The organism is Geitlerinema sp. CS-897, from assembly GCF_028368005.1.
Taxonomy (GTDB): domain Bacteria; phylum Cyanobacteriota; class Cyanobacteriia; order Cyanobacteriales; family Geitlerinemataceae; genus Baaleninema; species Baaleninema simplex.
On the sequence record NZ_JAQNCQ010000324.1, the window covers coordinates 24,219 to 47,374 of the forward strand.

A 23,156-nucleotide genomic window follows, 5' to 3' on the forward strand; every position below is an offset into this window, starting at 1 on the left:
GCAAACGGTCTGAGATCGATTCCAAAGTTCCGCTACAAAATTTCAACGAGGCCGACTTCTCCATCTAAGCGGACGTGCTGACCGTCTCGGAGTTCCCGCGTCGCTTCGGCCACGTCCATCACGGCCGGAATGCCGTACTCGCGAGCAACGATCGCCCCGTGAGACAGACGCCCCCCCACTTCGGCAATCAATCCCCCCGCTTGCGCCAACAACGGCATCCATCCCGCGTCGGTGTAAGGCACCACCAAAATCGTTTGGCGATCGATCTTCGAGGCGGCGGCTAAATTGCGAACGACTTTGACGTAACCTTCCACTTGACCCGCACTGGCACCGATCCCACGCAAGCGCGATCGCGCCGGACGGTCTTCCGTGGCTAACAGGGTCATGGCAGGTGTTCCGTAGGTAACCCTCGGCACGCGGGGTAACTGGCGATCGCGCTCGAACTTCGCCCGTCGCTGCGCCACCAATGCCGGGACTAACTCGGCCAGATCGGGATTTTCCCCCGTGACGAGGGTGCGAACTTCGCGAAAGACCAAAAAGAAGATATCTCCCGGTTCGGCTAACAATCCCGCGTCTAACCAAAGGCGTTCCAAGGCGACAAAACTCCACCGCAACTGTGCCAACAGGCAACTGTAGACCTCGGCGACTCGTCCTTTTAACTCTAGAGACTGTTGAACCCACTGTTGCCCCCGTTGAAACGACGTCGGTTTCGAGGGCGGCGATGTCGGGTCGGCGATGGATTTGGCGAACAGTTCTCGTACCGGGTGGGGGTCTTCGCGCCAGGTGGGAACTGAGATATCGGTTCCCACTTCGCTGAGATAGCCGAAGCGATCGAGAAAGCGATCGAACGCCTCGAGAATGCTGTTCCCGTCGGTGGTTTCCGCCAAACGCGCGAACAGCGAGGAAGTGTCTACACGCGTCGGCGTCGGGCGATCGGCACGAAATTCTGGCAACAGCAATCGGGCGGAAGCGGCCAGTTCCCGCAACGCCCGCAATGCGGCAACTTCAGGAACTCGCGTCGTGTCTAAGGCGTCGTCGTCCACTTTAAGCACCGCCTTTTGTGCGGCAAATCCGAGGGGCGCGAGAATGTTGTAATACGTCGCCCGTTCTAATCCCTCTAAAATGCGTTCGATCCGATCCAACAGTTGTGACGGTGACGGGGCAGAGGCGATCTCGCAGTCTCCCCAGGGCAAAACTGGCGAGGTGTCCAACTGCGCCAGTAGTGGCGCGAAGGTCTCGCGATCGTCGCGATCGAAATCCTTCCCCAACCGACGTTGACGGCCTAACAACCGTAACAATCCCGGCAGGTTACGCAGCGTCGAAAACAGGGGCGGTTTGCTCGTAGAGGTTCCCAGCGTCAAAAATTCTAAACTTTCGGGAGGAAGCCCCATGCGGTGGAAAATTTCCCCCAACAGAGAGGCATTGAAATAGGCGTGGGAGTCGTGCAGCGTAGCCGTTTCGTGAAAGGCTAACCCTTCGGCGCGAGATCCCAACACGATGGAAAAAATGTCGCCCCACACGCCGCAGGTCAGCGGACGGTTGATCGACCACGTCAGGGGACGAATGCAGCCAGGAATCACTTCGGCGGCAATTTTGCGCGTCCAAATTGGTAGCAGCGTCGGAATCGGACGGGACTGCAACAGCCACAGATGCTGTCCGTCAAAACTCCATTCGACGTCTTGGGGAACCTGTTGAAAGCGACGTTCTAACTGACGAACTAACACCGCGACGCGACGTAACATCCCTTGGGGAACGTCTCCCGGTTCGCCATCGACGACCAACTCTGGGCATTTTCCGGTTTCTTCGTCGTTCCAGTCGAGAGACGCGTACTCGTCGGGAACGAACACTCGATAGCGTTCTGGCGTCACTTGTCCCGAGACGACTTGGGAGGCGGCACCCGGTAGCGCTTCGATAGCGACGGCATCGCCACACCGTAAAATCGGATCGCGACTGAAGGCGACCCCGGAAAAGACCCCTCGGATTTGTTGCTGGACGAGAACGGCCATGTCGCTGTCTTCGATCCCCCGTTCTTGGCGATATCGAACGGCGGAGGGGACGGACGCCGAGGCCAAGCAGCGCTCGATCGCCTCGAAGAGTCTTTGACGGTCGGTCACGTTGGCGACGCTCTCGTATTGTCCGGCGGCGGAGGCGCGTTCTGTATCTTCCCCCAACGCCGACGATCGCACCACCAGCGGATTTTCTTGAGACGGGTGAAGCGATTCGAGCAAGATTTCGGGGTCGTCTCCCGGTTTTAACACCCACCCCATCGGGACGGGATAGCCCCACCGTCGCAGTTGGGAAAGCGTGGCAGCTTTCGCCCCGACGTTTCGGGCGTCTAGGAGGCGATCGAGCGTGACTAGGGCGCGATCGGCACGGAAAAAGCGGAATAGCTTGCGGGTTTCCGGTCGTCCGCCAGAGGGGGATAAATCTAAATCGTCAGGCATCGAGCGATACGTCCAATAGAGAGCTGCACTGAGCGCGCCAGCCGCCACCACTCGAGCGGCTGCGTGGGGGTACAGCATCCACATTACGGCGGGAAGCAGCACTAAAACCAGGTTACGACCGGCTCGGCGTTCTCGCACGACGGTAAAACTCAAACCGCTGATGAGGGCAACCAATACGGCTACACGCCAGTCGTGAGCGAATACCCCCCAGACGACGTTGGTGGTTCCCGCCCCTTGTCCTAGGGTATAGCGTCCGAGGACTAAGACGAGCAACGCCACTAACTCCCAGATAGGGGCGTCGGGAACGAGCGATCGGGCCAGCAGTACCGCTGCAATGCCTTTTCCGGCTTCGGAGAGAACGGCTAAAATTCCCAGCCAACGTCCGCCGTGGTAGAACGCCGCCGACACGCTAACGTTTCCGGTTCCCAACTCTCGCAAGTCTTTGCGGCCCAGAGCGAGAACGATCCAACGAATTAGGGGCAATCCGCCGATGAGGAAACTCGCTAGTAATAGGATGGGAACGCTCGCCCAAACGGAAATCATCGTTTTCTCCTTGGGAGACTTCCGCTACAGCCTTCCGGCTTAGCGGTGAGAGGAACAAGAGTCGATCGAGTGGGGTCGCCGTGAGTGGCTCCGCTCAGTCTTGATATGTAGGGTAGATGCTTGTAGCTTTGATAGGGAAAGGAATGCAAGCGATTTGATTTTTTATACAGTTTAGCGAAAACTCTTACTCTGTAAAGAGGGTGCATCTCAAAAATGTAAATTTATGGGTTTTAATAAGTTTTCACCACAGAGGCACAGAGGACACAGAGAGGGGGGTGTAGGGTTAAAAAAAACGCTGTTTGAGATTCGGATTCCGTATGAGATGCACCCCTGTAAAAATTTTAGCGATTTCTTGCAGGGGAATTTTGGAATAGCTCGAAAACTCTATTTCTGGCAACTCGATCGATCGCATTTTTCGACTATCTCAAAAACGGCAGAAAAATCGAAATTTCCATCGTCAGTTAAGGGAACTTCGCTCACTGCCACAAAGCCTTCATCGGGAGTTGGCGGAAACCGATCGATCGCCTCAGCCATCTCGTCGATAATCTCGTTGGGAACGACACGGCGTCGGTTGGCGTTGCGTTGTTTGCAGGTGGCGGGAGAAACCGCGAACACCCAAGCCATCCAGTTCCAAGGCGGTGGCGGATCGAGCGAGTGTAGGTTTTGCAGAAATCCCAACCGCCATTGGGGTTTGACATTGGTGGCGTCGTAGATAACGGGGCGATCGTCTCGGGAGGCTTGGCGGAGTTGGCGGAGAACTTCCACTTCGATGTCGTTCCAATCTCCTTGAATGGCGGCGTCGTCATAGAGTCGCTGGCGAATGGCATCGGTGGAGATAAGGCGATAGCGAGGATCGCGTTCGATCCACTGGCGGGCAAAGGTGGTTTTTCCGCTACCGGGAATGCCGACGAGGAGATGGCATAGTTGAGGTGGGATCATAGAAAATTGGGGGAGCGATCGACTACAAGAAAGAGAGCGAGAGAGATATCAATTACCTGTTGTCGTTACTGGTGCGATCGAAGGATATCTTCAACGGTGCGATCGAAAACAGGAAACGTCGGAGAGACAATTGGCTCTCTGCCTCGAAATTGACTGACTCGATATTCTCCCTCGACGAGTTCATAAACCGATAACGTCGGTTCTTTGGACGTGCCAATAACATTTCGTCCGCCCAACGCCGCATAATCGACAATCCAATATTCACGAATTCCCAATTCCTCGTAATCTGCCCGTTTTTTAAAATAATCGTCTCGCCAGTTCGTACTGACGACTTCCACAACGAGCTTGACGGACTGAGCGTTTTCGATAATCGATTCGTTCTTCCAGCGAGATTCGCGATCGAGCGCCTCGCGATCGAGGACAATAATATCGGGTTCGTAACCCGACTGTCCGCGACTCGATCGCACGATCGATTCTCTCGGAATCGTCCAAATCCCTCGTTTTCCCATCTCGACGATCGCCAGAATCAATTCCTCCATCAGAAATCCGGTGACGTTGGAATGGGTTCCCGTCGGCTTGGGCATTTCAATCACAATTCCGTCGTGAAGTTCGTAGCGATCGCCCGCGTTCGGATACCACGCGATAAACTCATCGAACGTGACGGATTGAGTAAGAGCGCGAACCATGAACTTGTCTCTCGCGGCGACAATCTCATTTTAGCTGAGACTCAAAAACCCAGTATCTCCGAGATACCGGGTTTCTCAAACCATCGCGTACCGCTTGACGTTTTAATTTTCCACCGAGTCCACTGACCTACTTACGCCTTTGAGGAATAGGCTACAGACAACAATGCCAACGATCGCCAAAAACGCCATTAGATAAAACACGTAGTTGTAGGTGCCAAACAAATCGCGGATGCGACCCGTCGCTAACGTACCAATCAAAGCGCCCACACCATAAGCGGTAAAGATAATGCCGTAGTTTTGGGCATAATCGTCAGGATTAAAGAAGTGTAGTGTCATGGTCGGAGCCATAGCGAGCCATCCCCCAAGGCAGAACCAAAACAGGCTAAACGCGAAGAGATAGTTAGCGAGCTGCCCCGTTTTAGCATCGCTCGCCACAATACAAGCAATCAAGATCAGCACATAGGAAAAGATGGCGACCTGTTGAGGTTTGAAGCGATCGGTCAACCATCCAAACAACGGGCGACTGACTCCATTAAATACGGCAAATAACGAGACACTACGGGCAGCCGTAGTTGGATTGATTTCGATAATTTCCTGCCCGACTGGACTCGAAATTCCAATCGCGCTCAAACCGACAAACGTGGCGATCGCATAACAAAGCCATAACCCATAAAACGATCGACTTTTAAATAGATTAGTGGGATAAGTGATGGGCAAAATCTGTTGAGATTTTTCAAAATTTCGCTGAGGCTGCCAATCTTTTGGCGGTAACTTCATTGTCAGGGCAATGACGAAAATAATTGCTATAAAAGCAATCCCGAGAATTCGCAAAGTGGGGCGAACGGTGTAGGAGCTGATGAGTCGATTGGCAAGGGGCGCAGTAATAAAAGGCGAAAGGCCAAAGCCCAGAACCGTCAACCCTACCGCTAATCCTTTTTTCTCAGGAAACCAGCGCGAGGCGACCATCAGAGGAACACCATACACAATACCGATCCCGACACCAGAAACCACGCCATAGGTTAGAATTAAGCCTCCAACCTGATTGGTAAGGCTTGAAAGGATATAGCCTAAGCCAACGACAATCCCACCAATTGCTGTTGTCACGCGGGTTCCAACTCGAGGAATGTAAAAGCCTGCAATTGGCATGGTTGCTGCATAGAAAACTAGAGCAACGGTAAATGGCAAAATGCTTTGAGTCGCAGTAATGCCCAGCTCGTTTTCTAACGGGATTCTAAAAATGCTCCAGGAATAGACCGTTCCCAAGCACAGTAAGATAGTCATTCCCAAAGGAATCAACAACCATCGACCTTGTTCTGCAGGTCGTCCCAAAACTTTTATCGTAGATACATTAGGAGGTGTTCTGCCCATAACTTTTTGAAAAAATTGAGACTGTACGAGTGTGGAGAGAGCTGCACAACGCTCTAGCACACTTATAAGCTACTCGGTTTTCACGCTTCAGACTGTATAGAGAGAGCTATGGTAAAATATTCAGAGTAGTTACGTCAAGCAAAGGAACGCGAGAAGTTGAGGCAGGCTCTTAATGAAGTTCTCTCAAAGCAGTTCAAATAGACGACTCCTGAGAAGATTTGCTTTATGTCTGTCCGAACGCGCTGCGTACGTGGAAAGCTAACGATAATCCACCAATTCAAAAATGAAACCCCTCAGCGTTGCATTTCATTGTGAATTGGTGGTTGTCATGAAAAGAAATATGTCTTTTCTGGCATTGCAAACTGTACGATGCTCGATCTCCAACGGTCGAATTTATTGGCAAATCTGGAGAATCGCTCCAGTGCAACGCTTCGTTATCTCTAAGTTTATGACTTAATTGCAAAAACAATAGAGCGATCGCCGCACTCTGGATCTCGAAAAACAAAATGAATGGATACAAATCCTTGCGCTTCCAGTATTTGCCGATATTCCTTCTCACTCAAGCTTGAATGATAAACTATTTCCCCATCCACAGCCCCAAGAACCTCACCTTCCCTATCGCCTATAGTGAGTAGCAAAACGCCGCCCGGTTGAATGTACTTTGCAATATCGACAAGGACTTTACGCTGCTCGTCCTGGGACAAGTGAAAGAAGGCATCCCAGCTAAGAACTGCATTAAACTTCTTATTCAGCTCGAGATTGCGCATATCCATTTGTAGCCATCTGGAATCAGGGAATCTTTCCTGGCATATATCAATCATCGATCGAGCGGCATCTACACCTACCAATGAAAATCCTTTTGAGATTATGTATTCCGATATTGGAATTCCTGCACCACATCCAAGGTCGAGGACATCTGAGCCTGGCTTCAAATGCATTATGACTCTATCGATCCAAAATTTCTCAAAGAAGATCTTGGATCGCTGACAATCCCATGCCTTAGCTCTTGATTCGTAAACTTGAATATTCGTGCTGTGGTATTTTTTTAGATCTTTCATAGGTGGCAATGAATTGTAATGTTATCTTGAGTCTTAATCTTTTACACTGAAAAAAATTCGATCGACATCATTACAGTACAGCACTACTCCCCTCGTCCTGAGACACTTCGCGGTAGTGTTAGCCTCCTGCAAGACCTTGCACCGTACCCATTCCTCAACTGAAGTTCCCGTGCGATCGCATCCCCCTAAAGTGTATCCGGGTCAATGCCCAACTCCCGAAGCTTTGCTAACGCTTGTTCGAGCTGAGCCTGAGTTCGATCGCGATCGCGCCGTGCCTCATCGCGTTCCAATAAACTCGCTTCCGGTTCCGCAAACTGCTCACCATTGGGATGGAAGATCCTCAATCCATCCTCAAACCGTTCAAATCGAATCTGCAACAATGGCGATGTCCAAGGTAAATATAAAGCCGTAATCAGCGTAAAAATATCGTCCGATCGTTCCCGCACAAACCCCCAAAAATCAGAGCGTTGCGGATCGTAATAGTATGCCTCCAAAACCCCGTAGTCTTCATAGAACTTCTGCTTTTCGGCCATCTCCCGGCGAGTATTACTCGGTGAGAGAATTTCAAAGACAACTTGCGGGGCAATATTATCTTCCTGCCATTGCTTATAGCTGCCTCGATATCCCGCTGGACGACCCAAGGCAACCATGACATTCGGGGCTTGGCGAGGTGCTGGGAGTTCTTCAACTTCCACGGGATACCAGAGTAAATCTCCAGCGACAAATGCAACTTTGTCTTTTAATAAATACTTGAGATTTGTAACCAAGCGGACAATCCATTCATACTGTTCTGTATTGTCAGCCATCGGTTTCCCATCAAAATCAGGGTAGAGCGTTTCCAGGTCGCGGGAGACTTCAACCATGAGTCACTCAGTTTTAGGTCAGTGCTAATCTAAATTGTAATCAGATTGCGATCGAGCCGGTCACCATGGTACAAATTCCAACACAACTCGAATCCTCAACCCTATCGCTTGAGTTCCCCAGAAATCTAAAGCTGTACGTCACTCCCGAGCAGTTTGCCGCTCTCGCCGCCAGTAACCGAGACCTACAACTCGAACGAACTGCACAAGGAGAACTTATCGTGAATCCGCCGACGGGTTGGGAAACTGGAAAACGTAACTTTAGCATTATCGGACAGTTATATCGCTGGTATGACGACAATGGCGCTATTGGGGAAGCCTTTGAGTGTTCGACGGGATTCACGTTACCCAATGGTGCCATTCGCTCTCCCGATGCGGGTTGGATTAGTCAAGAACGTTGGGATGCCCTGACGGACGAGCAGAAAGGAACGTTTGCCAATATTTGCCCGGATTTCGTCGTGGAACTCCGTTCGCACTCGGATACACTGAAGTCACTGCAAGCAAAAATGCAAGAGTATGTGGAGAATGGGGCTAAGCTGGGTTGGTTAATCGATCCTCAAACCCGAACGGTGGAAGTTTATCGAGTGGGTTTAGAGGTAGAAGTCTTGTCAAATCCGGCTGAGTTATCCGGTGAGGATGTTTTACCGGGTTTTGTCTTGAATTTGTCTCGGGTGTGGGGACAATAGAGAGAACAAATAATCTGTCAACTGACATCTGAATCGATACTAAAAAAAGCCCGTGACGAGACTTGAACTCGTGACCTCACCCTTACCAAGGGTGTGCTCTACCGCTGAGCTACACGGGCGCTGAAGATGGGCCGGGCTGGATTCGAACCAGCGTAGGCGTAGCCAGCGGATTTACAGTCCGCCCCCATTAACCACTCGGGCACCGACCCTCAGCTCTTCAGTTTTTGTGACGACCGCTTGCGTGTCACAGATTTATATCTTAGCACAGTCATTTGAAATGGCAACCCCCTTTTCGGAAAAAAAGCTAAATTTCTTCAGAAACGGCGATCGCCCCCCAACCAAAGCCTCCGATCTTCGTAATTAGGGTGTAAACGTCTCGTCTGGTTCCTGAGTGGACTGAGGGCGACGAGTCCCCTTCTTCGGTCGTTTGGAGCCTTTCAAACCGATCCACGCCACGTTAAAGTAACAGGCAGCTAACAGCAGACTTGTAAAGCCCAACCGGGCGATAGACTTCCAAACTCCCAGTTTCGAGGCTTCCTTGGCCTCCTTGCTCCGCCGTTGAACCCGTTCGACTAGGCTCGTGCGGATGGCCTGAATTTGTCGGTCTAAAGCCTCCGGGTTCTCGCGAAACTCCTCTAACTGGGCTAATTCCTCTTCCGATAGCGGTTCGTCCCCCACTAACTCCCGAACCATCGTTTCCGCATCGGGCGACTCCTCTAACAGTCTCAAATACAGTTGCTTTTGCTGCTGAAGCTGTACGTCGATTTGTTCGAGACTGGCGGTGGCTTTCTCGTCGATGGTTTCCATCGCTTGACGACTCGCCGCGACTGTCGCTAAAGCGTGAACCGGAATGGCGATCGCGAAAATTGCTGCCAGAACGGCCGACAAACGAAACGCTAAGGTTTTCGTCGATTTGACCCATTTATCAGTTTCCTTAACTCGTCCCACCAGCGTCTCGAAGCCGATCCCAGCAAAAATCAAACCGATTCCGATTAACGGAACGATACCCTGTTCGACGATTTGCGATGTGAAGTTCAGCCACCAGGTCACTTCGCCCAGATTTAAGGGAAACAGTAACAACAGGTAGTTAAGTAGCGATATAACGATCGCTGTCGTACCGGCCAGTTTTAACGCCCGAGCTGCTTGAGCTAGTGTTTTTTTACGCTCTTGTACCTTCATCAGAGACATCCATGTATTGACTTATGGCAACTTGAGTTAAATTATCGATCGCGTCGTTCCTCTCTCCTCAAACTCCCAAAAGATGGGAAATAACTGACTAGAGAAGAACCTCAATCGAGTCCGCCCCGACTTTAGGATAGTTCCATCGTCGCCCGAACTATCCGCCAACGTCAATTTATCGTCTTTACAAAACCTGCATAAATTCACTTTCCGGCTTCACGATCTCTTTACACAAAATTGAATTGACGCTTTAGTTTGCCTCGGATACCATTAAATTAGCTATTGTATTTTTTGCTTTATTCATAGCAAGAACTCTTCAGGTTGTCAGCACTCCGAACTTCCGAAAAAACACGCAAAAATGTGCTATCAGCCCAACAAAACATAAGTACAAACACACAAACTCGAACCATGTCGATCGCGAAAAAGCAACTCGCTGCCCTAACCTCAACCGCGCTGTTATTCCTCGGTGGCGTTGCCGCTACCCCCGCGAAGGCGCTACCCATTTTCGGAACTGAGAGCGACCACGACCTCCAAATGATTGTCGATGGGGAAGTTAGCCTCGACACCATGCAAACGAACTTCCTGACGAACCTGTCGTATCGATTAGCCCCCGAGGTTAGCGATTTCAATCAGAAAAAGACCACGCTCCTACAAGATCCGAGCCGGATGGATAATCTATACGCCGGAACGTCTGTCGATCCGAACAGTCCGCCAACGGGTGGTATGGTCTTTTCCAAAGACGGCTGTAGTGTCGAAGCCAACTGTGGCTTAAAAGCGATCGGATTGGGAAACACGCTCAAATGTGCGTCCTCGGGAACCGATCCCGAAGCCTGGGCAAAATGCTTGCGCGATAAAGATTACGACGCTTATATGGCGGCGACGGCTTGCACTTGGGGGAACTGCCCCGGATTTACTGCCCTTCCCGGTGAAGGGGTTTACGCGTGTTCGGAAACTGAAGGGTTAGGTGTTTTCGCAACGCCGGGAAATCTCAGCGACAGCATCGCCGTAAATTAGGATCTCTCAATCCAAAGACCGACCGAGTGTTAAAGCTCTTACTCTCCGAATCGCCCTCCTGCAAAGGAGGGTATTTTTTTGGCGAATCGCCATCGCCGGTTCGAGAACTGGCTGCAAATGCCACACTAGAAACGTCGCGCAACCGAAGATCGAACTATGACTTCGACCCTCAACCGTCAAATTCAAACCTTCTACGACAGCTCGACCGAACTCTGGGAACAGGTTTGGGGCGAACACCTACACCACGGCTACTACGGCGATCGCGCCGATCGCGATCGCCAACAAGCCCAAATCGACCTTCTCGAACGACTCCTACAGTGGGTCGAAGCTTGTGGGAACGCAACCCCCCTCTCCCCCAACACCCAAGTTCTCGATGTCGGATGCGGCGTCGGCGGCAGTAGCCTGTACCTATCGCGCAAATACGGCACGAAAGCCACGGGAATCACCCTCAGCCCCGTCCAAGTCCAACGGGCTACCGAACGCGCCGCAGAAGCCGGACGAAGCAGCTCTTTGGGCTTTCTCGTCGCCGACGCCCTCAACGTTCCCTTCACCGACAACAGCTTCGATTGGGTGTGGTCTCTCGAAAGCGGCGAACATATGCCCGACAAAACCCAATTTATCGAAGAGTGTTACCGCCTCCTCAAACCGGGCGGTACTTTCGTCCTCGCGACTTGGTGTCATCGCCCGATCTCGGAACCCGACGGACGACTCACCGCCTCAGAAATCCAGCATTTATCTGAAATTTACCAAATTTACCACTTGCCTTACGTGATTTCTCTGCCTGAATATGCCGAAATCGCCGATCGCGTGGGATTTCAAAACCTGCAAACCGAGGATTGGTCTCGAGCTGTCGCCCCGTTTTGGAACGACGTTCTCAATTCTGCATTCGATCCGGCGGTCGTTTTAGGTATCCTGCGATCGGGATGGGAAACCTTGCGCGGGGCGTTAGCGATCGGCTTGATGCGCGACGGCTACCAACGGGGGCTAATTCGCTACGGCGTCCTCTGTGCGACAAAACCCGTCGCTTAGAGAGAGATGAGGAGAAAACTGTCAACTGCTAACTGCTAACTGTTCGCTGTTCGCTGTTCGCTGTTCACTGTTCACTGTTAAAGATATGTTTGCCCTATACAAACTCATCGTTCGCGGAAGTGTCGTAACTGCCCTACTCCTACTGACAGTCGGATGTGGGTCGAACGGTGAAAACGCCCCAGACGAGGGAGTTTCACCTCCGAGAGACGCGGTAGAATCCCCTGACGACACTGCGGGAGATACGGTCGAAGAAGTCGCTGAAGAAGCTGCGGTCACGACGGGAGAAACCGCCTCAGAAGCGATCGCCGATTCCGCTCCTCCCGACATCGATTCGGGAACGGTTTACGCCCTCAACACCCCCATCGAATACCGCGATACTCTAGGGATCGACGGTGTCGTGTCCATTACCGGAATGCGAGAGTTTACCGGAGAGGGAATGTTCGAGCAACCCGCCGATGGGACGACGTGGTTAGCGGTAATGGTCGAAATTGAAAACAACGGCGATCGCGACTACATCGTCACCTTTCAGGAAATGCAGTTAGTCGATGCAGAGGGAAATTACTACAGACAGGATTTACAGGCGGCGTCCGTCTTGGATACCGATTTAGAACCCGTGGCTGTCGGCGATCGCAAAGCTGGAGAAATCGCCTTTGAAGTGCCAGAAACCGCCGAAATCGAGAAGTTAGTTTACGATCCCAGTAACGGAGCCTGCGACGAAGAGGGTTCGATTCTGGCAGAGTCCTATCCTTGCGAGAGTTTACCCATTGTCGTGGAACTGAAATAGCTCCGGTTGCAAACGACGGGTTGAGACTCGTTGGAAACCCCCACCTTCGCGACAGTTGCATGGATTCTACACCGATCGCCCAATGGCAAAAAACTCGATCGCTCCTTTATGCGTTTTGGAAGTTTAGTCGTCCCCATACCATCGTCGGTACGACGTTGAGCGTTTGGGGACTGTTCGCTCTTGCAGTTGGCGTCGGCGAATTCACGACAGCCAGTTTACTTCCTCCGCTGGTGGCGTGGTTGGCGTGTTTGTGCGGAAACGTCTACATCGTCGGTTTGAACCAACTCGAAGACATCGAGATCGATCGCGTCAACAAACCCCATCTTCCCCTGGCGTCGGGGGAATTTTCCCCGCTTCAAGGAAGATGGATTGTCGGCGTCACGGGAATCGCCGCGATCGCGATCGCTGCAACTCAGGGGATTTGGCTGTTCGCCACCGTCGCCGTCAGTCTCGCCTTGGGAACGGCGTACTCGCTTCCGCCGCTGCGGTTGAAACGGTTTCCGTTTTGGGCGTCGTTTTGTATTTTTACCGTGCGCGGTGTCGTGGTGAATTTGGGGCTTTTTCTCCACTTCAACGATGGATTTCCCGTTTCCCCGGAAGTTTGGGCGTTGACGCTGTTCGTATTGGGTTTTACCTTTGCGATCGCCATTTTTAAAGATATTCCCGATTTTGAAGGCGACAAACGCTACAACATTTCGACGCTGACGATTCGCCTGGGGGCGTCTGCGGTATCTCGCCTCGCTCTCGTCGTAATTTCGTTGTGCGATGTGGCGATGGCGGTGGGTGGGTTGTTGTGGCTTCCCAACGCTAACGGAACGCTCGTCGTGACGATGCATTTGGCGGTGTTAGTGTTGTTGTGGTGGCGTCGTCGGGATTTGGATTTAGAGGATCGAGGTGCGATCGCTCAGTTTTACCAATTTATCTGGAAACTCTTTTTCCTCGAATACATTATGTTTCCCATTGCTTGTCTTTGGCAGAGTTAATCTTGTTTCAGTTATCTCCACAGGTGTTTGATTTCAATTGCGGTGAAATTAGTTTGACTTGGGACTCCAGCGGCCCATTTTTGGGCTTTGCACGACCGTCAAACCACGTCGCACCACTTTCGAGCCAGTCATGGCGATACTGAAGAATAGAGTCTCGGGTGACATCCTCGTACCCAAATTCAACACCACAACACGGACAAATTTCAAAAGATGGCGTGCGATCGTCCTCTCCCCACGGTGGACGATTTTGGAGAAGCCCACAAACTCGACATCGATAAATTGAATTCTCCACTCAATCCACCCCACAAACTCAGCGAACTCTCGCCACTCAAACCTCATTGGATTAGCAGAATTTCGAGAAAAGGCGAATTCTCCATTCCTTTGAGCTAAAAATTCAGCGAACGACAAATCGAGTCTTGACGTGAGTACTCATCGAAGTCTCCTCGAAGTCTCCCCCTCGGGTTAGACTTCTCCCGCACCGCCTCACGGTAGAATCAACCTCGCCTGACCCCATAATATAAGTAATGCACTCATACCGTACTCAAAGGAGTTGTCATGGACATTAAAACTGCACTGCTGGCGATAACCCCGGTTTTCGTGGTTTTGTGCTTGTTTTTCGGAACGCGGAACGGATTTTACGATACCGATAACTACCACGGAAACGGATCGGCTCACTAAATCTCTTAGTTTTAACGGATTTAGCTTGAAATAACGGCGATCGCACTCAGTTCGGACAACAACAGACAAACGACGCTGTTTCCGAACTCGCGATCGCACCCCGTTTTCAAGACCGATCGTTCGCACCCGCTCGCGCGGGTGTCTTGTTATGTATCCCTGACATCAAATTGACAGCTCAAGTGGTTAACTGTAATAATAAACACAGACAGAAAACCAATCGTTCATCCTCTTCGCACCAAACGGCTCGAGTTGTAAAGAGCCAACGGACAAGAGGACGGAAGTAGGGAGAGATCCTGAAGGAACGCGCCTCTATCGAACCCGATACACAGCAACGACACGTAATGGAGGCGAAAACCATGAAACTCTGCTATCGCGGTATCCCCTACGATTACACTCCCCCCGAAGTGGAAACTGCATCGAGCGATCTCGTTGGAACCTACCGGGGAATTGACGTGCGATTCCGCAATCCCAAGAAACCCTTGGTCTTGCAACCGACCCTCGACCTCAAATATCGCGGCGTCGCCTATCGCACCAACGGCGAAACTGCTGAAACCGAACAACAACCGGCGGTACGACCGGAAACCGTTCCGGCTCCCGTAGCGGCCGACGTTGCACCAGAACCCGAAGTGACGGTATCTCTGCAACAACGGATGCGCGAACTCATGCTCAAAGGCGAAGTGGCCACGCGCCAACGCCAGCAAACCATGTTGAACCGCCTGGCCTCTGAAGTCGGCGTAACCGTCGACGTGGATGAATACTGGCGTCAGTTCCATCGCTTCGTCGATGCGGGCGATCGCGCCACCTACGGCCCCAGTGCAGTCGCCGTCAGCTAAGCCAACGGATTTCGTCACGACAACTCCTAGTCAGATCTAGGTCTAGCACCATAAAGCTCGAACGGTAAACTCACCGCTCGGGCTTTTTTCGCTTAAGCTGGGTTCAAAACGTCTCACCACAGAGACACAGAGAACACAGAGAGGTTTTTGCAGGGGTCGGAGAAACCCCTGTTTTCGACCCGGATTCCGTATGAAATCTCTGAATTCCTAACGGAAATTTTCTGGATTGAGGCGGGGATTTTTCGGAGAAGACGATGCGGGAGAACTGCTGGCATTAGACTCCGTTAACTGCGCCCCAGTTCCGCCATCGGCGGGATCGAGGAACGGTCGTAAGTTTACCCAAGCCGAACTTTGAGGCGCTCGATCGCCTGAAAGTCCGCCCGGTAAATCGATACCCAACAACTCTTCAATTTCGCTAATTTCCCGACCATCTCCCGTCAGCGCCATCACCGCATCGGTAGAGGTTCCCGCATCGGCCAAAACGATATTTTCAAACACCAAATCCCGAGTTTGTCGGGGATTTTGACCGGGAGGAACTGTCAACACGATACGACAGGCGGGATTGGCTTGCGTGGTCACGCACACGATATCGTAACCGTTTTCGACCGCCGTTCCCAACTCCAACAACCCATCGGGACGGTACGACTCCAAGCGGCGGCTAATTTCCTCACAGCGACGCTGCGGCGTCCACCCGCCCCCGAGTTGCGTCGGCGACGCCCAGGCGTACCCCTGACCCGGTTGACTTTCGGGATAGTACATCACCGTGTACCGATCGTTAATACCTTCGCAGGTAAAACGAGGCGAACTGGATTCAGAAGAGTCCGGTGTGGGTTCGGACTCCGACGGTTCCGAGGAAGGAGGAAGTTCGGGAATTTGCGCGATCGCCGTTCCCATCGTTCCTAAAAGAACCGCCACTGCGAGCGTAAGAGACGTTTTTGGACCGATCGATCGAAAAATAGATTTAAACATAGCCCATCGAGTCGTAACAGCACGGCGGACGACCCCGACGTAACGAGAGGGTTCGCGAGACCGCTCGTTACGTCCAGACGCATTTCTCCGCAAAAAGTTGCCAAAACCCCCGCGCGATCGCCTCAAACTGTACCGTGCTTGACAAAACTTCATCTTTCCCTGCTACCATCGGAAAGTTAATAATCCGCCATCATCTATAAATACAGAGCATATGACTGCGATCGCTTCAGAGCCGAAGCCTGTCACGACGGTTCCCAAGGAATTTCTAGGACCCCCCGAAGCGTTAATCAATCCCACAGTCCTGTTAATGCTGGGCGCTACGGGGTTAGTCGTGTTGTCAGTCCTCGGCTACTGGATTTGGAACTTTCCGGGCTTTATCTGTTTTCTGATGAACGTTACCGCCTTACACATGGCGGGAACTGTGATTCACGACGCCTCCCACAACGTCGCCCACAAGAATAAAGTGGCCAACGCCGTTCTCGGTCACAGCAGCGCCCTCATGCTCGGCTTCGCGTTTCCAGTCTTTACGCGAGTCCACATGCAACACCACGCCAACGTCAACGATCCGGAAAACGATCCGGATCATTTTGTATCGACGGGCGGGCCGTTATGGATGATTGCGGCGCGGTTTTTCTATCACGAAATCTTTTTCTTCAAACGTCGGCTCTGGCGGAAATACGAACTCCTCGAATGGTTTCTCAGTCGGACTTTTCTGTTTACCGTAGTTGGATTGGGGATTTACTACGGTTTTGTCGGCTACATTTTAAATTATTGGTTTTCGGCGGCGCTGGTGGTGGGATTGGCGCTGGGTTTGTTTTTCGACTATCTCCCCCACCGTCCCTTCAAAGAACGCGATCGCTGGAAAAACGCCCGAGTCTATCCCAGTCGCATCCTCAACGTGCTGATTTTGGGGCAGAACTACCACCTCATTCACCATCTCTGGCCGTCAATTCCCTGGTACGGCTATCAAGGGGCTTACTACGCCACGAAATCGCTCCTCGATGAAAAAGGTGCCGATCAGTCTCTGGGAATTTTTCAGGGCGGTAAAAACTTCTTCAGCTTCGTCTACGACGTATTTTTGGGGATTCGCTTCCACCATCACAAGGCGAAAGTCAAATAGGGGAAACGGGCGATCGCACTTTCGACGTGATGGTGAGAATTGTTACAATGTATTAAGCGATCTCACATCGGTAGCAGATTTTTTATGGATGCTAGAACCGTAACACCGCCCAAACGCGCGATCGAAGGCGATCGCTCCCCAAACGATAGGGTCGAGCCACCTCTCGAAGAAGAATTTCTCGTACCGCTCGAAGGAAACGACGATTTCGACGACGATAACAAAGCCCTACGCTACGACCCCGAGATGGTTTCGGCTCGCTATCGCAAGCGGCCGTTCCGCGTCTGGGGTCGGTTCTTAGAAATCGTCTGGCCGTTTCTGCTGTTCTTCCTAAGTCTGTGGTGGGATCGCCGAACGGGTAACGTTGCCAAACACGAAGCCCGCCGAGCTATCCGATTGCGGGAAATTCTCACCGATTTGGGGCCGGCGTACATCAAAATCGGACAAGCTCTGTCCACGCGCCCCGACTTAGTCCCGCCGCTCTATCTCGACGAGCTAGGTAAGTTACAAGACCAACTCCCACCGTTTCCCAACAAAGTCGCCTATCGCTTCATCGAAGAAGAACTCGGCGCACCCCCTGACAAAATTTACGCCGAACTCTCCGAACGTCCCGTAGCAGCGGCGTCGCTGGGACAGGTGTACAAAGGGAAACTCAAAAGCGGCGAAACCGTGGCGGTGAAAGTTCAGCGTCCCGACTTGCTCGAACGCGTCGCCCTCGACATCTATCTACTGCGAACCCTGGCGCAAATCGCGCAGAAGAGCATCAAGCGTCTTCGCAGCGACCTCGTCGCCATCATGGACGAGTTCGCCAGTCGCATTTTCGAGGAAATGGACTATAGCCACGAAGCTCGCAACGCCGAACGCTTCGCGTCGCTGTACGGTCACATTAAAGGCATTTACGTTCCCTGCATTTACGAAGAATATACTCGCCGTCGCGTGTTGACGATGGAGTGGATTACGGGAACGAAACTCACCAACCTCGAAGCGATTCGCGAACAAAATATCGACGCTCGACACATAATCGAAGTGGGCGTACAATGCTCGCTGCGACAGCTTCTCGAACACGGCTTTTTCCACGCCGACCCCCACCCCGGAAACCTGCTGGCTATGCCGGACGGACGCTTGGCCTATCTCGATTTCGGGATGATGAGCGAAGTGAAAAGGTACCAGCGTTACGGCCTCATCGAAGCGGTGGTTCACTTGGTCAACCGAGATTTTGAAGGGTTGGCGCAGGATTACGTCAAACTGGAGTTTTTAACGCCAGATACGGATTTGAGACCCATCGTTCCGGCGTTGTCGGAGGTGTTTAACGATGCCTTGGGTGCCAGCGTGGCGGAGCTGAACTTTAAGAGCATTACCGACCAGTTGTCGGCGTTGATGTACGAGTATCCGTTTCGGGTTCCGGCCTATTACGCGCTGATTATTCGATCGCTCGTCACCCTCGAAGGGATTGCGATTAACGTCGATCCGAATTTTAAGGTGTTGAGTAAGGCGTATCCTTACGTGGCGAAACGGTTGCTGACCGATTCGTCGCCGGAGTTGCGATCGTCGTTGCGCGAGTTGCTGTTTAAGGAAGGACAGTTCCGCTGGAACCGTTTGGAAAACCTGCTGAGAAACGCCAAAGACAGCGACGATTACGACTTAGCGAATGCGTTAAACCAAGCGTTAGACTTTCTGTTTTCCGAACGGGGCGAGTTCATTCGCGATCGCCTCGTGGACGAAGTGGTGAAAAACGTCGATTTGCTGTCCCAAGATGCGGTACAGAACACGAACGCGGCGTTACGGGAATGGTTGAATTTGTCTCGCAACGGTAGCCGTCCCACGCGATCGGTGAAGATGAGCCAGAGCGAGAGCGAAGACCTCGAACGGGTCAAACGGATTTGGGAAATCCTGCAAGATACCCCCGGTTTCGATCCTATGCAATTGGTGCGCTTGGTTCCCGGCTTGTTAGCTAAACCGGAGACGCAACAGATGGGACAGGAAATCGTAGGAAATTTGGCTCAACGGGCGGCTGCACGCTTGATTCGAAGCGTCTTCCTGGCAGACGAGCCGAAACGCAACGCTCCCGTTCGTTATTCCAACAAACGAGCGTTACCTCCGGCGCGATCGGCTTAATGGGTTTAAAGCCGTCCTGATTTTCCCGATCTGAGTCGGTGTTACCTCGAACTTAACAACATTAAGCATTGAGAATCCTGGTATTTTAAAAATGCCAGGGTTCTTTTTTTTATGATTCAATTAGCAATTCTTTATTTTTTAATTTAAATATTTAACAATACTCTTCGTCAGCGTGTAGCTCGACTTGTGTGTAAAATTTTATCGTTTTCTAAAAAGTTTGAAAATCACGTGGCCGCGATTTGCGACTTCGGACATTACTATAGCAGTCCCAAATGAGTCGTCAACAATTAAAACACTAGAAAAAAATCCGATTCACCGTTCCCGGTTCCCGATTCCCTGTTCCCAATTTTGTTACACAACTGATTTAAGGTTGCTATATATTGCTTCAATCCGCGCTCGTCATCATTACTGTGCATAACTACCTCGAACGGGAGTAGGTTAGGTACGCTGTTGTCGCCCCCACCTACCCCGTGTCAGAATTTTCTTAATACAAGGCCATCGTCAACTGTCGGCGATATTCTTGGGTTAAGGGGTGGTCGTTTCCGAGTAGGTTGAAAATGGCGATCGCCGCTTTGCGAGCGCCGTCGTTTTGGTAGCCGCGATCGCGTCCGACGAGGTCGATAAAGGTTTCGAGGGCTTCTTTGTAGTTACCAGAGACCGTCAGACAGCAAGCACGGGAGAATTCGCGATCGAGTTCGCCCTCTCCAACGGGGCGATCGCACTGACGTTTAAAAGTAACTAACGCACGAACCGCTTCGACTTGGGGGGCGTATTGGCGATCGCTGGCGGGAACCTCAGCCAGTCGCGCCTCGGCTTTCTCGAATTCACCGATCGCGACGTAAAACTTCGCCGCATCGAGAAACAGTTGCGGGCGATCGGGGTAAGCCTCGCACAACGCCAGAAGTTGAGATTCCGCCGCCTCGGAATCGCCCGAATCCATCGCCTGCTTGACTGCATCCATGCGATCGTCGAGAGCGGAGCGAATCTGACATTTCGCTAACAGATTTCGCAGTTCGGGTTCGGGAAGAACGCCGACAAAGCCATCGATAACTTCACCATCTCGGAAAATTTTGACGTCGGGAATTCCTTGTACGCCGTAAGCTTGGGGAATGTAGGGGTTTTCGTCCGTGTTGACTTTCGCAACAACACAATCATACTCCTGAGCCACCTGTTTTAAAATGGGCGCGAGCATTTGACACGGACCGCACCAAGTCGCGTAAAAATCCACGATAACTGGCGTTTGGCGCGATTTTTCGAGAACTTCTTCTTCAAAGTTGTGGTCGTAGACTTCTAGGGAATATCCCATATCGATTCAATACCTCACAAAAACGCGAGATCGGTCTGTCGGTTCGGTTTGTCGGTTGGTTGGCTCGGTAAAAGCAACCCGCAACCAACGACTAGGTCTTCTCTTCAGTATTATGCCGTTTTACGGGCGTTGCAGAAGTCTCGATGCCGTCTCCCCCCATCAAACATAAAAAAGAGGCAGGCGATCGCCTACCTCTTCTTTTTAGACTCCCCAGGCCGGATTCGAACCAGCGACCAATCGGTTAACAGCCGACCGCTCTACCGCTGAGCTACTGAGGAATGCCTTTGCTTGACGCAGGATCTATATTAACCAAACTCGTTTGGATTTGGCAAGGGGGTTTGGGAAAATTTTTTGAGAAATTTTGAAATTTAGGGAACGACTTGTTCGACAAAAACAGCTAAACCCCCGTATCGGTGGGGGTTTCAGAATCCTCGTCTCAGTTGTGACAGTCGTTGTTGCGCCACGGGATCGAGGCGACTCGAGAGAAACCGGCGGCTCGATCGCGTTGTCGAAGTCCGCTGTCGTTGTCTGACACGCTGGGTTGTCGCTCTCACCTCGCGATCGAGCTGTTCGGCAGACATCCACTCAGCACCGTAGCCCACCACCGTTAACTGTTGAGCGCGATCGGAAGTGGCGACGATGGTTCGATGTCCGAGGGGGTGAACTTGGCGCTGGCGTACCGCGCAGTTTTTTTCGATGAAGGTATCAGCGGTTTGGTCGAAATCCGTATAGTGAATGCAGAGATTACCAGAGACGGTTTCGCGATGTCCTCGAGAGTTGCGATATTGAGAATCGAAGACAATGCAAGTTTCAAAGCCTTTATAGGCGCTGTAGTTGACTAATGCCTCGACTAAGGTGCGACGAGCGGGTTCTAACCCGTCTCGATTTCGGATTTGGCGTAACTGTGCCCAGATACCGATGATGTTATAGCCGTCTACAAATAAGGTGACGAAAGGGGAGGTGGGTGACATGGATTCAAACTCTACAATTGCTCGATTGCAACAGTGGGATACTTTGTTATCGAAAATTTTGGGTCTAAAGCCTCGTCCTTCTAGGACGGCTTTAACTTAGCATGGTAAACTAGATAGGGTGGGTAAATTAACTAACGAAAACCAAGTTAGTGAGTTAGACTCACATTCCAATCGAATTGAACTTTTGGCGGTGGGACACACCGTTTCAGCCTGTGGAGCGAACATAAGACTCGAAAGGCATCGTGACCTGGAAAGCAGTTGCGAAAAACCCCTGAGCGCAGTCGAAGGGGACAGAAGCAGGAACCCAGATCGTGAGGTTTGGGAATCACCGTCCTTCCTTCGGCGGTGAGGATGTCAAAGTCGTCCCGCCTGACTATTGTAAAGTTTTATCGCACCGCCCCCGTGCCATCGAAAATCGTCATCCTGGCGGTCAAGCGTTGACAAAACGGTGTTTGAGCCGTTGGGGATCGCCGCGATCGACGACTTTTCCCCCTTCGAGTAAAATTGCACCGTCACAGTAATCGAGTTCGTCGAGGCGGTGCGTGACCCACAACGCCGTCATCTGACGCTGTTCGACCAGTTGTTTGACTCGCTCGACCAAATCGAGTTGACTGTCGGGATCGAGAAGTGCCGTCGGCTCGTCGAGCAGGAGAATATCGCAATGACGGGCGATCGCACCGGCGATCGCCACCCGCTGTTTTTGCCCGCCGCTGAGGGCGTAAATCGGCCGTTGCTGCAACCCATCTAAATTCACCACCGACAACGCCTCGGCGACCCGCTGGCGCACTCGATCGACCCGAAGCCGCTCTTCAACGAGTCCGAACGCGACGTCTGCCCCCACCGTCGGCATGACCAGTTGGTGATCGGGATTTTGAAACACGAATCCGACCCGTCCGCGTACGCGAACCTCTCCCGACTGCACCGGGAGCAAACCCGCCAAAATTCGCAACAGGGTCGATTTGCCGCTTCCGTTGGTTCCCAGGAGCATCCAAAACTCCCCAGACGGCACCTCTAAGGAACAGTCCTTCAAGACAGAGGTGCCGTCAGCCCATTGAAACGACAAATCCCGCACGACAACGGCGGGATCGGTCTGGGATCGATCGCGGGCCATTACGCTTCGCTGGCGATGAAGAATCCCGGTTGGCGTCCGTCAGAGGCCGCACCTTTTTGAGACATCTGTACGGCAATTAACTCGCTGGTGGCGATACAGATGGTTTTGGCTTTGTCCGATTTGTCTTCGCTGATGAACTCCATCACCTTGGGTTCGCCGGAGTTCATCGCCTCCCGAAACTGCTGGTACAGTTCGCGAGCGTCCTCTTCGCTTTTGCGCTGGACGGACAGGGGAACGGGCGTGTATTTCAGAATCAGATCGATCGTGTACATGAAATGAGGAAATGTAGCCTAGTAGCTCGACCTTCTCAGTTTGACATACTCCCCAGCCTGAAGGCGTGGGTATTCTCCAGACCTCACGGTTCTAGATTTCTGGTTCGGCGACAACCCTTACTACCCATTGTTGCCAATAAGTACCAGAGGGGTTTATCTCCCCAGACGTTTTCCCCATTACAGAGGAGGTTTCGGTATGCCCTACCGTACC

The 23,156-nt window shown here is 52.0% G+C and carries 21 protein-coding genes, 3 tRNA genes, 1 pseudogene and 1 riboswitch; of the genes and pseudogenes, 10 read left to right on the plus strand and 15 right to left on the minus strand.

Going from position 1 to position 23,156, the window contains the following annotated elements; all coding sequences use genetic code 11:
• Positions 1–32: 32 nt before the first annotated feature.
• From POG22_RS20765 to POG22_RS20790, 6 genes are all read right to left on the minus strand, one after another.
• Positions 33–2,987, minus strand: coding sequence for a glycerol-3-phosphate acyltransferase (locus tag POG22_RS20765; RefSeq protein WP_498906997.1), 2,955 nt, complete (start codon positions 2,985–2,987; stop codon positions 33–35).
• Positions 2,988–3,371: 384 nt separating this feature from the next.
• Positions 3,372–3,926 (minus strand): ATP-binding protein, encoded by a 555-nt coding sequence (locus POG22_RS20770; protein ID WP_063715957.1) that lies wholly within the window; start codon positions 3,924–3,926, stop codon positions 3,372–3,374.
• 65 nt (positions 3,927–3,991) lie between these two features.
• Positions 3,992–4,612 carry a Uma2 family endonuclease gene (locus POG22_RS20775; protein WP_063715956.1) on the minus strand — a complete coding sequence of 207 codons (621 nt, stop codon included), beginning with the start codon at positions 4,610–4,612 and terminating at the stop codon, positions 3,992–3,994.
• Positions 4,613–4,714: 102 nt separating this feature from the next.
• Complete coding sequence (locus POG22_RS20780; protein ID WP_498906998.1) at positions 4,715–5,980, minus strand: L-lactate MFS transporter; 1,266 nt, start codon at positions 5,978–5,980, stop codon at positions 4,715–4,717.
• A 446-nt stretch (positions 5,981–6,426) separates the two neighbouring features.
• A complete protein-coding gene (locus tag POG22_RS20785) occupies positions 6,427–7,038 on the minus strand; it encodes a class I SAM-dependent methyltransferase (RefSeq protein WP_063715954.1) in 612 nt (203 codons plus the stop codon).
• A gap of 185 nt (positions 7,039–7,223) precedes the next feature.
• Positions 7,224–7,901, minus strand: a complete 678-nt coding sequence (locus tag POG22_RS20790; RefSeq protein WP_498906999.1) for a Uma2 family endonuclease — start codon at positions 7,899–7,901, stop codon at positions 7,224–7,226.
• Between the two features lie 65 nt (positions 7,902–7,966).
• On the opposite strand from POG22_RS20790, the gene POG22_RS20795 reads away from it, so the two are divergent.
• Entirely contained in the window at positions 7,967–8,584 is a 618-nt protein-coding gene (locus POG22_RS20795; RefSeq protein WP_063715952.1) for a Uma2 family endonuclease, read from the plus strand.
• 47 nt (positions 8,585–8,631) lie between these two features.
• Here the strand turns inward: POG22_RS20795 and POG22_RS20800 are convergent.
• From POG22_RS20800 to POG22_RS20810, 3 genes are all read right to left on the minus strand, one after another.
• Positions 8,632–8,703, minus strand: a tRNA-Thr gene (locus POG22_RS20800).
• A gap of 8 nt (positions 8,704–8,711) precedes the next feature.
• Positions 8,712–8,793, minus strand: a tRNA-Tyr gene (locus POG22_RS20805).
• A gap of 151 nt (positions 8,794–8,944) precedes the next feature.
• Complete coding sequence (locus POG22_RS20810; RefSeq protein WP_498907000.1) at positions 8,945–9,763, minus strand: HpsJ family protein; 819 nt, start codon at positions 9,761–9,763, stop codon at positions 8,945–8,947.
• Between the two features lie 408 nt (positions 9,764–10,171).
• Between POG22_RS20810 and POG22_RS20815 the strand changes: the two genes are divergently transcribed.
• The 6 genes from POG22_RS20815 (at position 10,172) to POG22_RS20840 (ending at position 15,084) form a co-directional block, all read left to right on the plus strand.
• Positions 10,172–10,777, plus strand: coding sequence for a hypothetical protein (locus POG22_RS20815; RefSeq protein WP_063715950.1), 606 nt, complete (start codon positions 10,172–10,174; stop codon positions 10,775–10,777).
• A 156-nt stretch (positions 10,778–10,933) separates the two neighbouring features.
• Positions 10,934–11,806: a methyltransferase domain-containing protein gene (locus POG22_RS20820; protein WP_017659556.1), complete on the plus strand. Its 873-nt coding sequence runs from the start codon at positions 10,934–10,936 to the stop codon at positions 11,804–11,806.
• Positions 11,807–11,891: 85 nt separating this feature from the next.
• Entirely contained in the window at positions 11,892–12,590 is a 699-nt protein-coding gene (locus tag POG22_RS20825) for a DUF4352 domain-containing protein (RefSeq protein ID WP_498907001.1), read from the plus strand.
• A gap of 59 nt (positions 12,591–12,649) precedes the next feature.
• On the plus strand, positions 12,650–13,573 hold the full coding sequence (locus tag POG22_RS20830; protein WP_498907002.1) for a homogentisate phytyltransferase: 924 nt from the start codon (positions 12,650–12,652) through the stop codon (positions 13,571–13,573).
• A gap of 555 nt (positions 13,574–14,128) precedes the next feature.
• Positions 14,129–14,251: a DUF8629 family protein gene (locus POG22_RS20835; protein WP_498907003.1), complete on the plus strand. Its 123-nt coding sequence runs from the start codon at positions 14,129–14,131 to the stop codon at positions 14,249–14,251.
• A gap of 216 nt (positions 14,252–14,467) precedes the next feature.
• A riboswitch (Glutamine riboswitch) is annotated at positions 14,468–14,559 on the plus strand.
• Positions 14,560–14,607: 48 nt separating this feature from the next.
• Positions 14,608–15,084: a DUF4278 domain-containing protein gene (locus POG22_RS20840; RefSeq protein ID WP_498907004.1), complete on the plus strand. Its 477-nt coding sequence runs from the start codon at positions 14,608–14,610 to the stop codon at positions 15,082–15,084.
• A gap of 207 nt (positions 15,085–15,291) precedes the next feature.
• On the opposite strand, the gene POG22_RS20845 is transcribed toward POG22_RS20840, so the two are convergent.
• Positions 15,292–15,999 (minus strand): COP23 domain-containing protein, encoded by a 708-nt coding sequence (locus POG22_RS20845; RefSeq protein ID WP_498907005.1) that lies wholly within the window; start codon positions 15,997–15,999, stop codon positions 15,292–15,294.
• A gap of 265 nt (positions 16,000–16,264) precedes the next feature.
• Here POG22_RS20845 and crtR point away from each other — a divergent pair, with 265 nt between their 5' ends.
• The 3 genes and pseudogenes from crtR to POG22_RS20860 form a co-directional block, all read left to right on the plus strand.
• Positions 16,265–17,173 (plus strand): beta-carotene hydroxylase, encoded by a 909-nt coding sequence (gene crtR / locus POG22_RS20850; RefSeq protein ID WP_017659549.1) that lies wholly within the window; start codon positions 16,265–16,267, stop codon positions 17,171–17,173.
• Positions 17,174–17,257: 84 nt separating this feature from the next.
• Positions 17,258–19,285, plus strand: coding sequence for an ABC1 kinase family protein (locus POG22_RS20855; protein ID WP_498907006.1), 2,028 nt, complete (start codon positions 17,258–17,260; stop codon positions 19,283–19,285).
• Between the two features lie 153 nt (positions 19,286–19,438).
• Positions 19,439–19,561: pseudogene (locus POG22_RS20860) on the plus strand (IS1 family transposase); the annotation flags it as partial.
• Positions 19,562–19,769: 208 nt separating this feature from the next.
• Here POG22_RS20860 and trxA read toward each other — a convergent pair.
• The 5 genes from trxA to POG22_RS20885 all read right to left on the minus strand — a co-directional run bounded on the left by trxA (position 19,770) and on the right by POG22_RS20885 (position 22,945).
• Positions 19,770–20,591: a thioredoxin gene (gene trxA / locus POG22_RS20865; protein ID WP_063715943.1), complete on the minus strand. Its 822-nt coding sequence runs from the start codon at positions 20,589–20,591 to the stop codon at positions 19,770–19,772.
• Positions 20,592–20,797: 206 nt separating this feature from the next.
• Positions 20,798–20,869: transfer RNA gene (locus tag POG22_RS20870), tRNA-Asn, on the minus strand.
• Positions 20,870–21,013: 144 nt separating this feature from the next.
• Entirely contained in the window at positions 21,014–21,562 is a 549-nt protein-coding gene (locus tag POG22_RS20875) for a YacP-like NYN domain-containing protein (protein ID WP_063715942.1), read from the minus strand.
• 430 nt (positions 21,563–21,992) lie between these two features.
• Positions 21,993–22,673, minus strand: coding sequence for an energy-coupling factor ABC transporter ATP-binding protein (locus POG22_RS20880; RefSeq protein ID WP_017659545.1), 681 nt, complete (start codon positions 22,671–22,673; stop codon positions 21,993–21,995).
• Positions 22,673–22,945 (minus strand): UPF0367 protein family, encoded by a 273-nt coding sequence (locus POG22_RS20885; RefSeq protein ID WP_063715941.1) that lies wholly within the window; start codon positions 22,943–22,945, stop codon positions 22,673–22,675. Before POG22_RS20885 ends, POG22_RS20880 begins: the two co-directional genes overlap by 1 nt.
• Between the last annotated feature and the right edge of the window lie 211 nt (positions 22,946–23,156).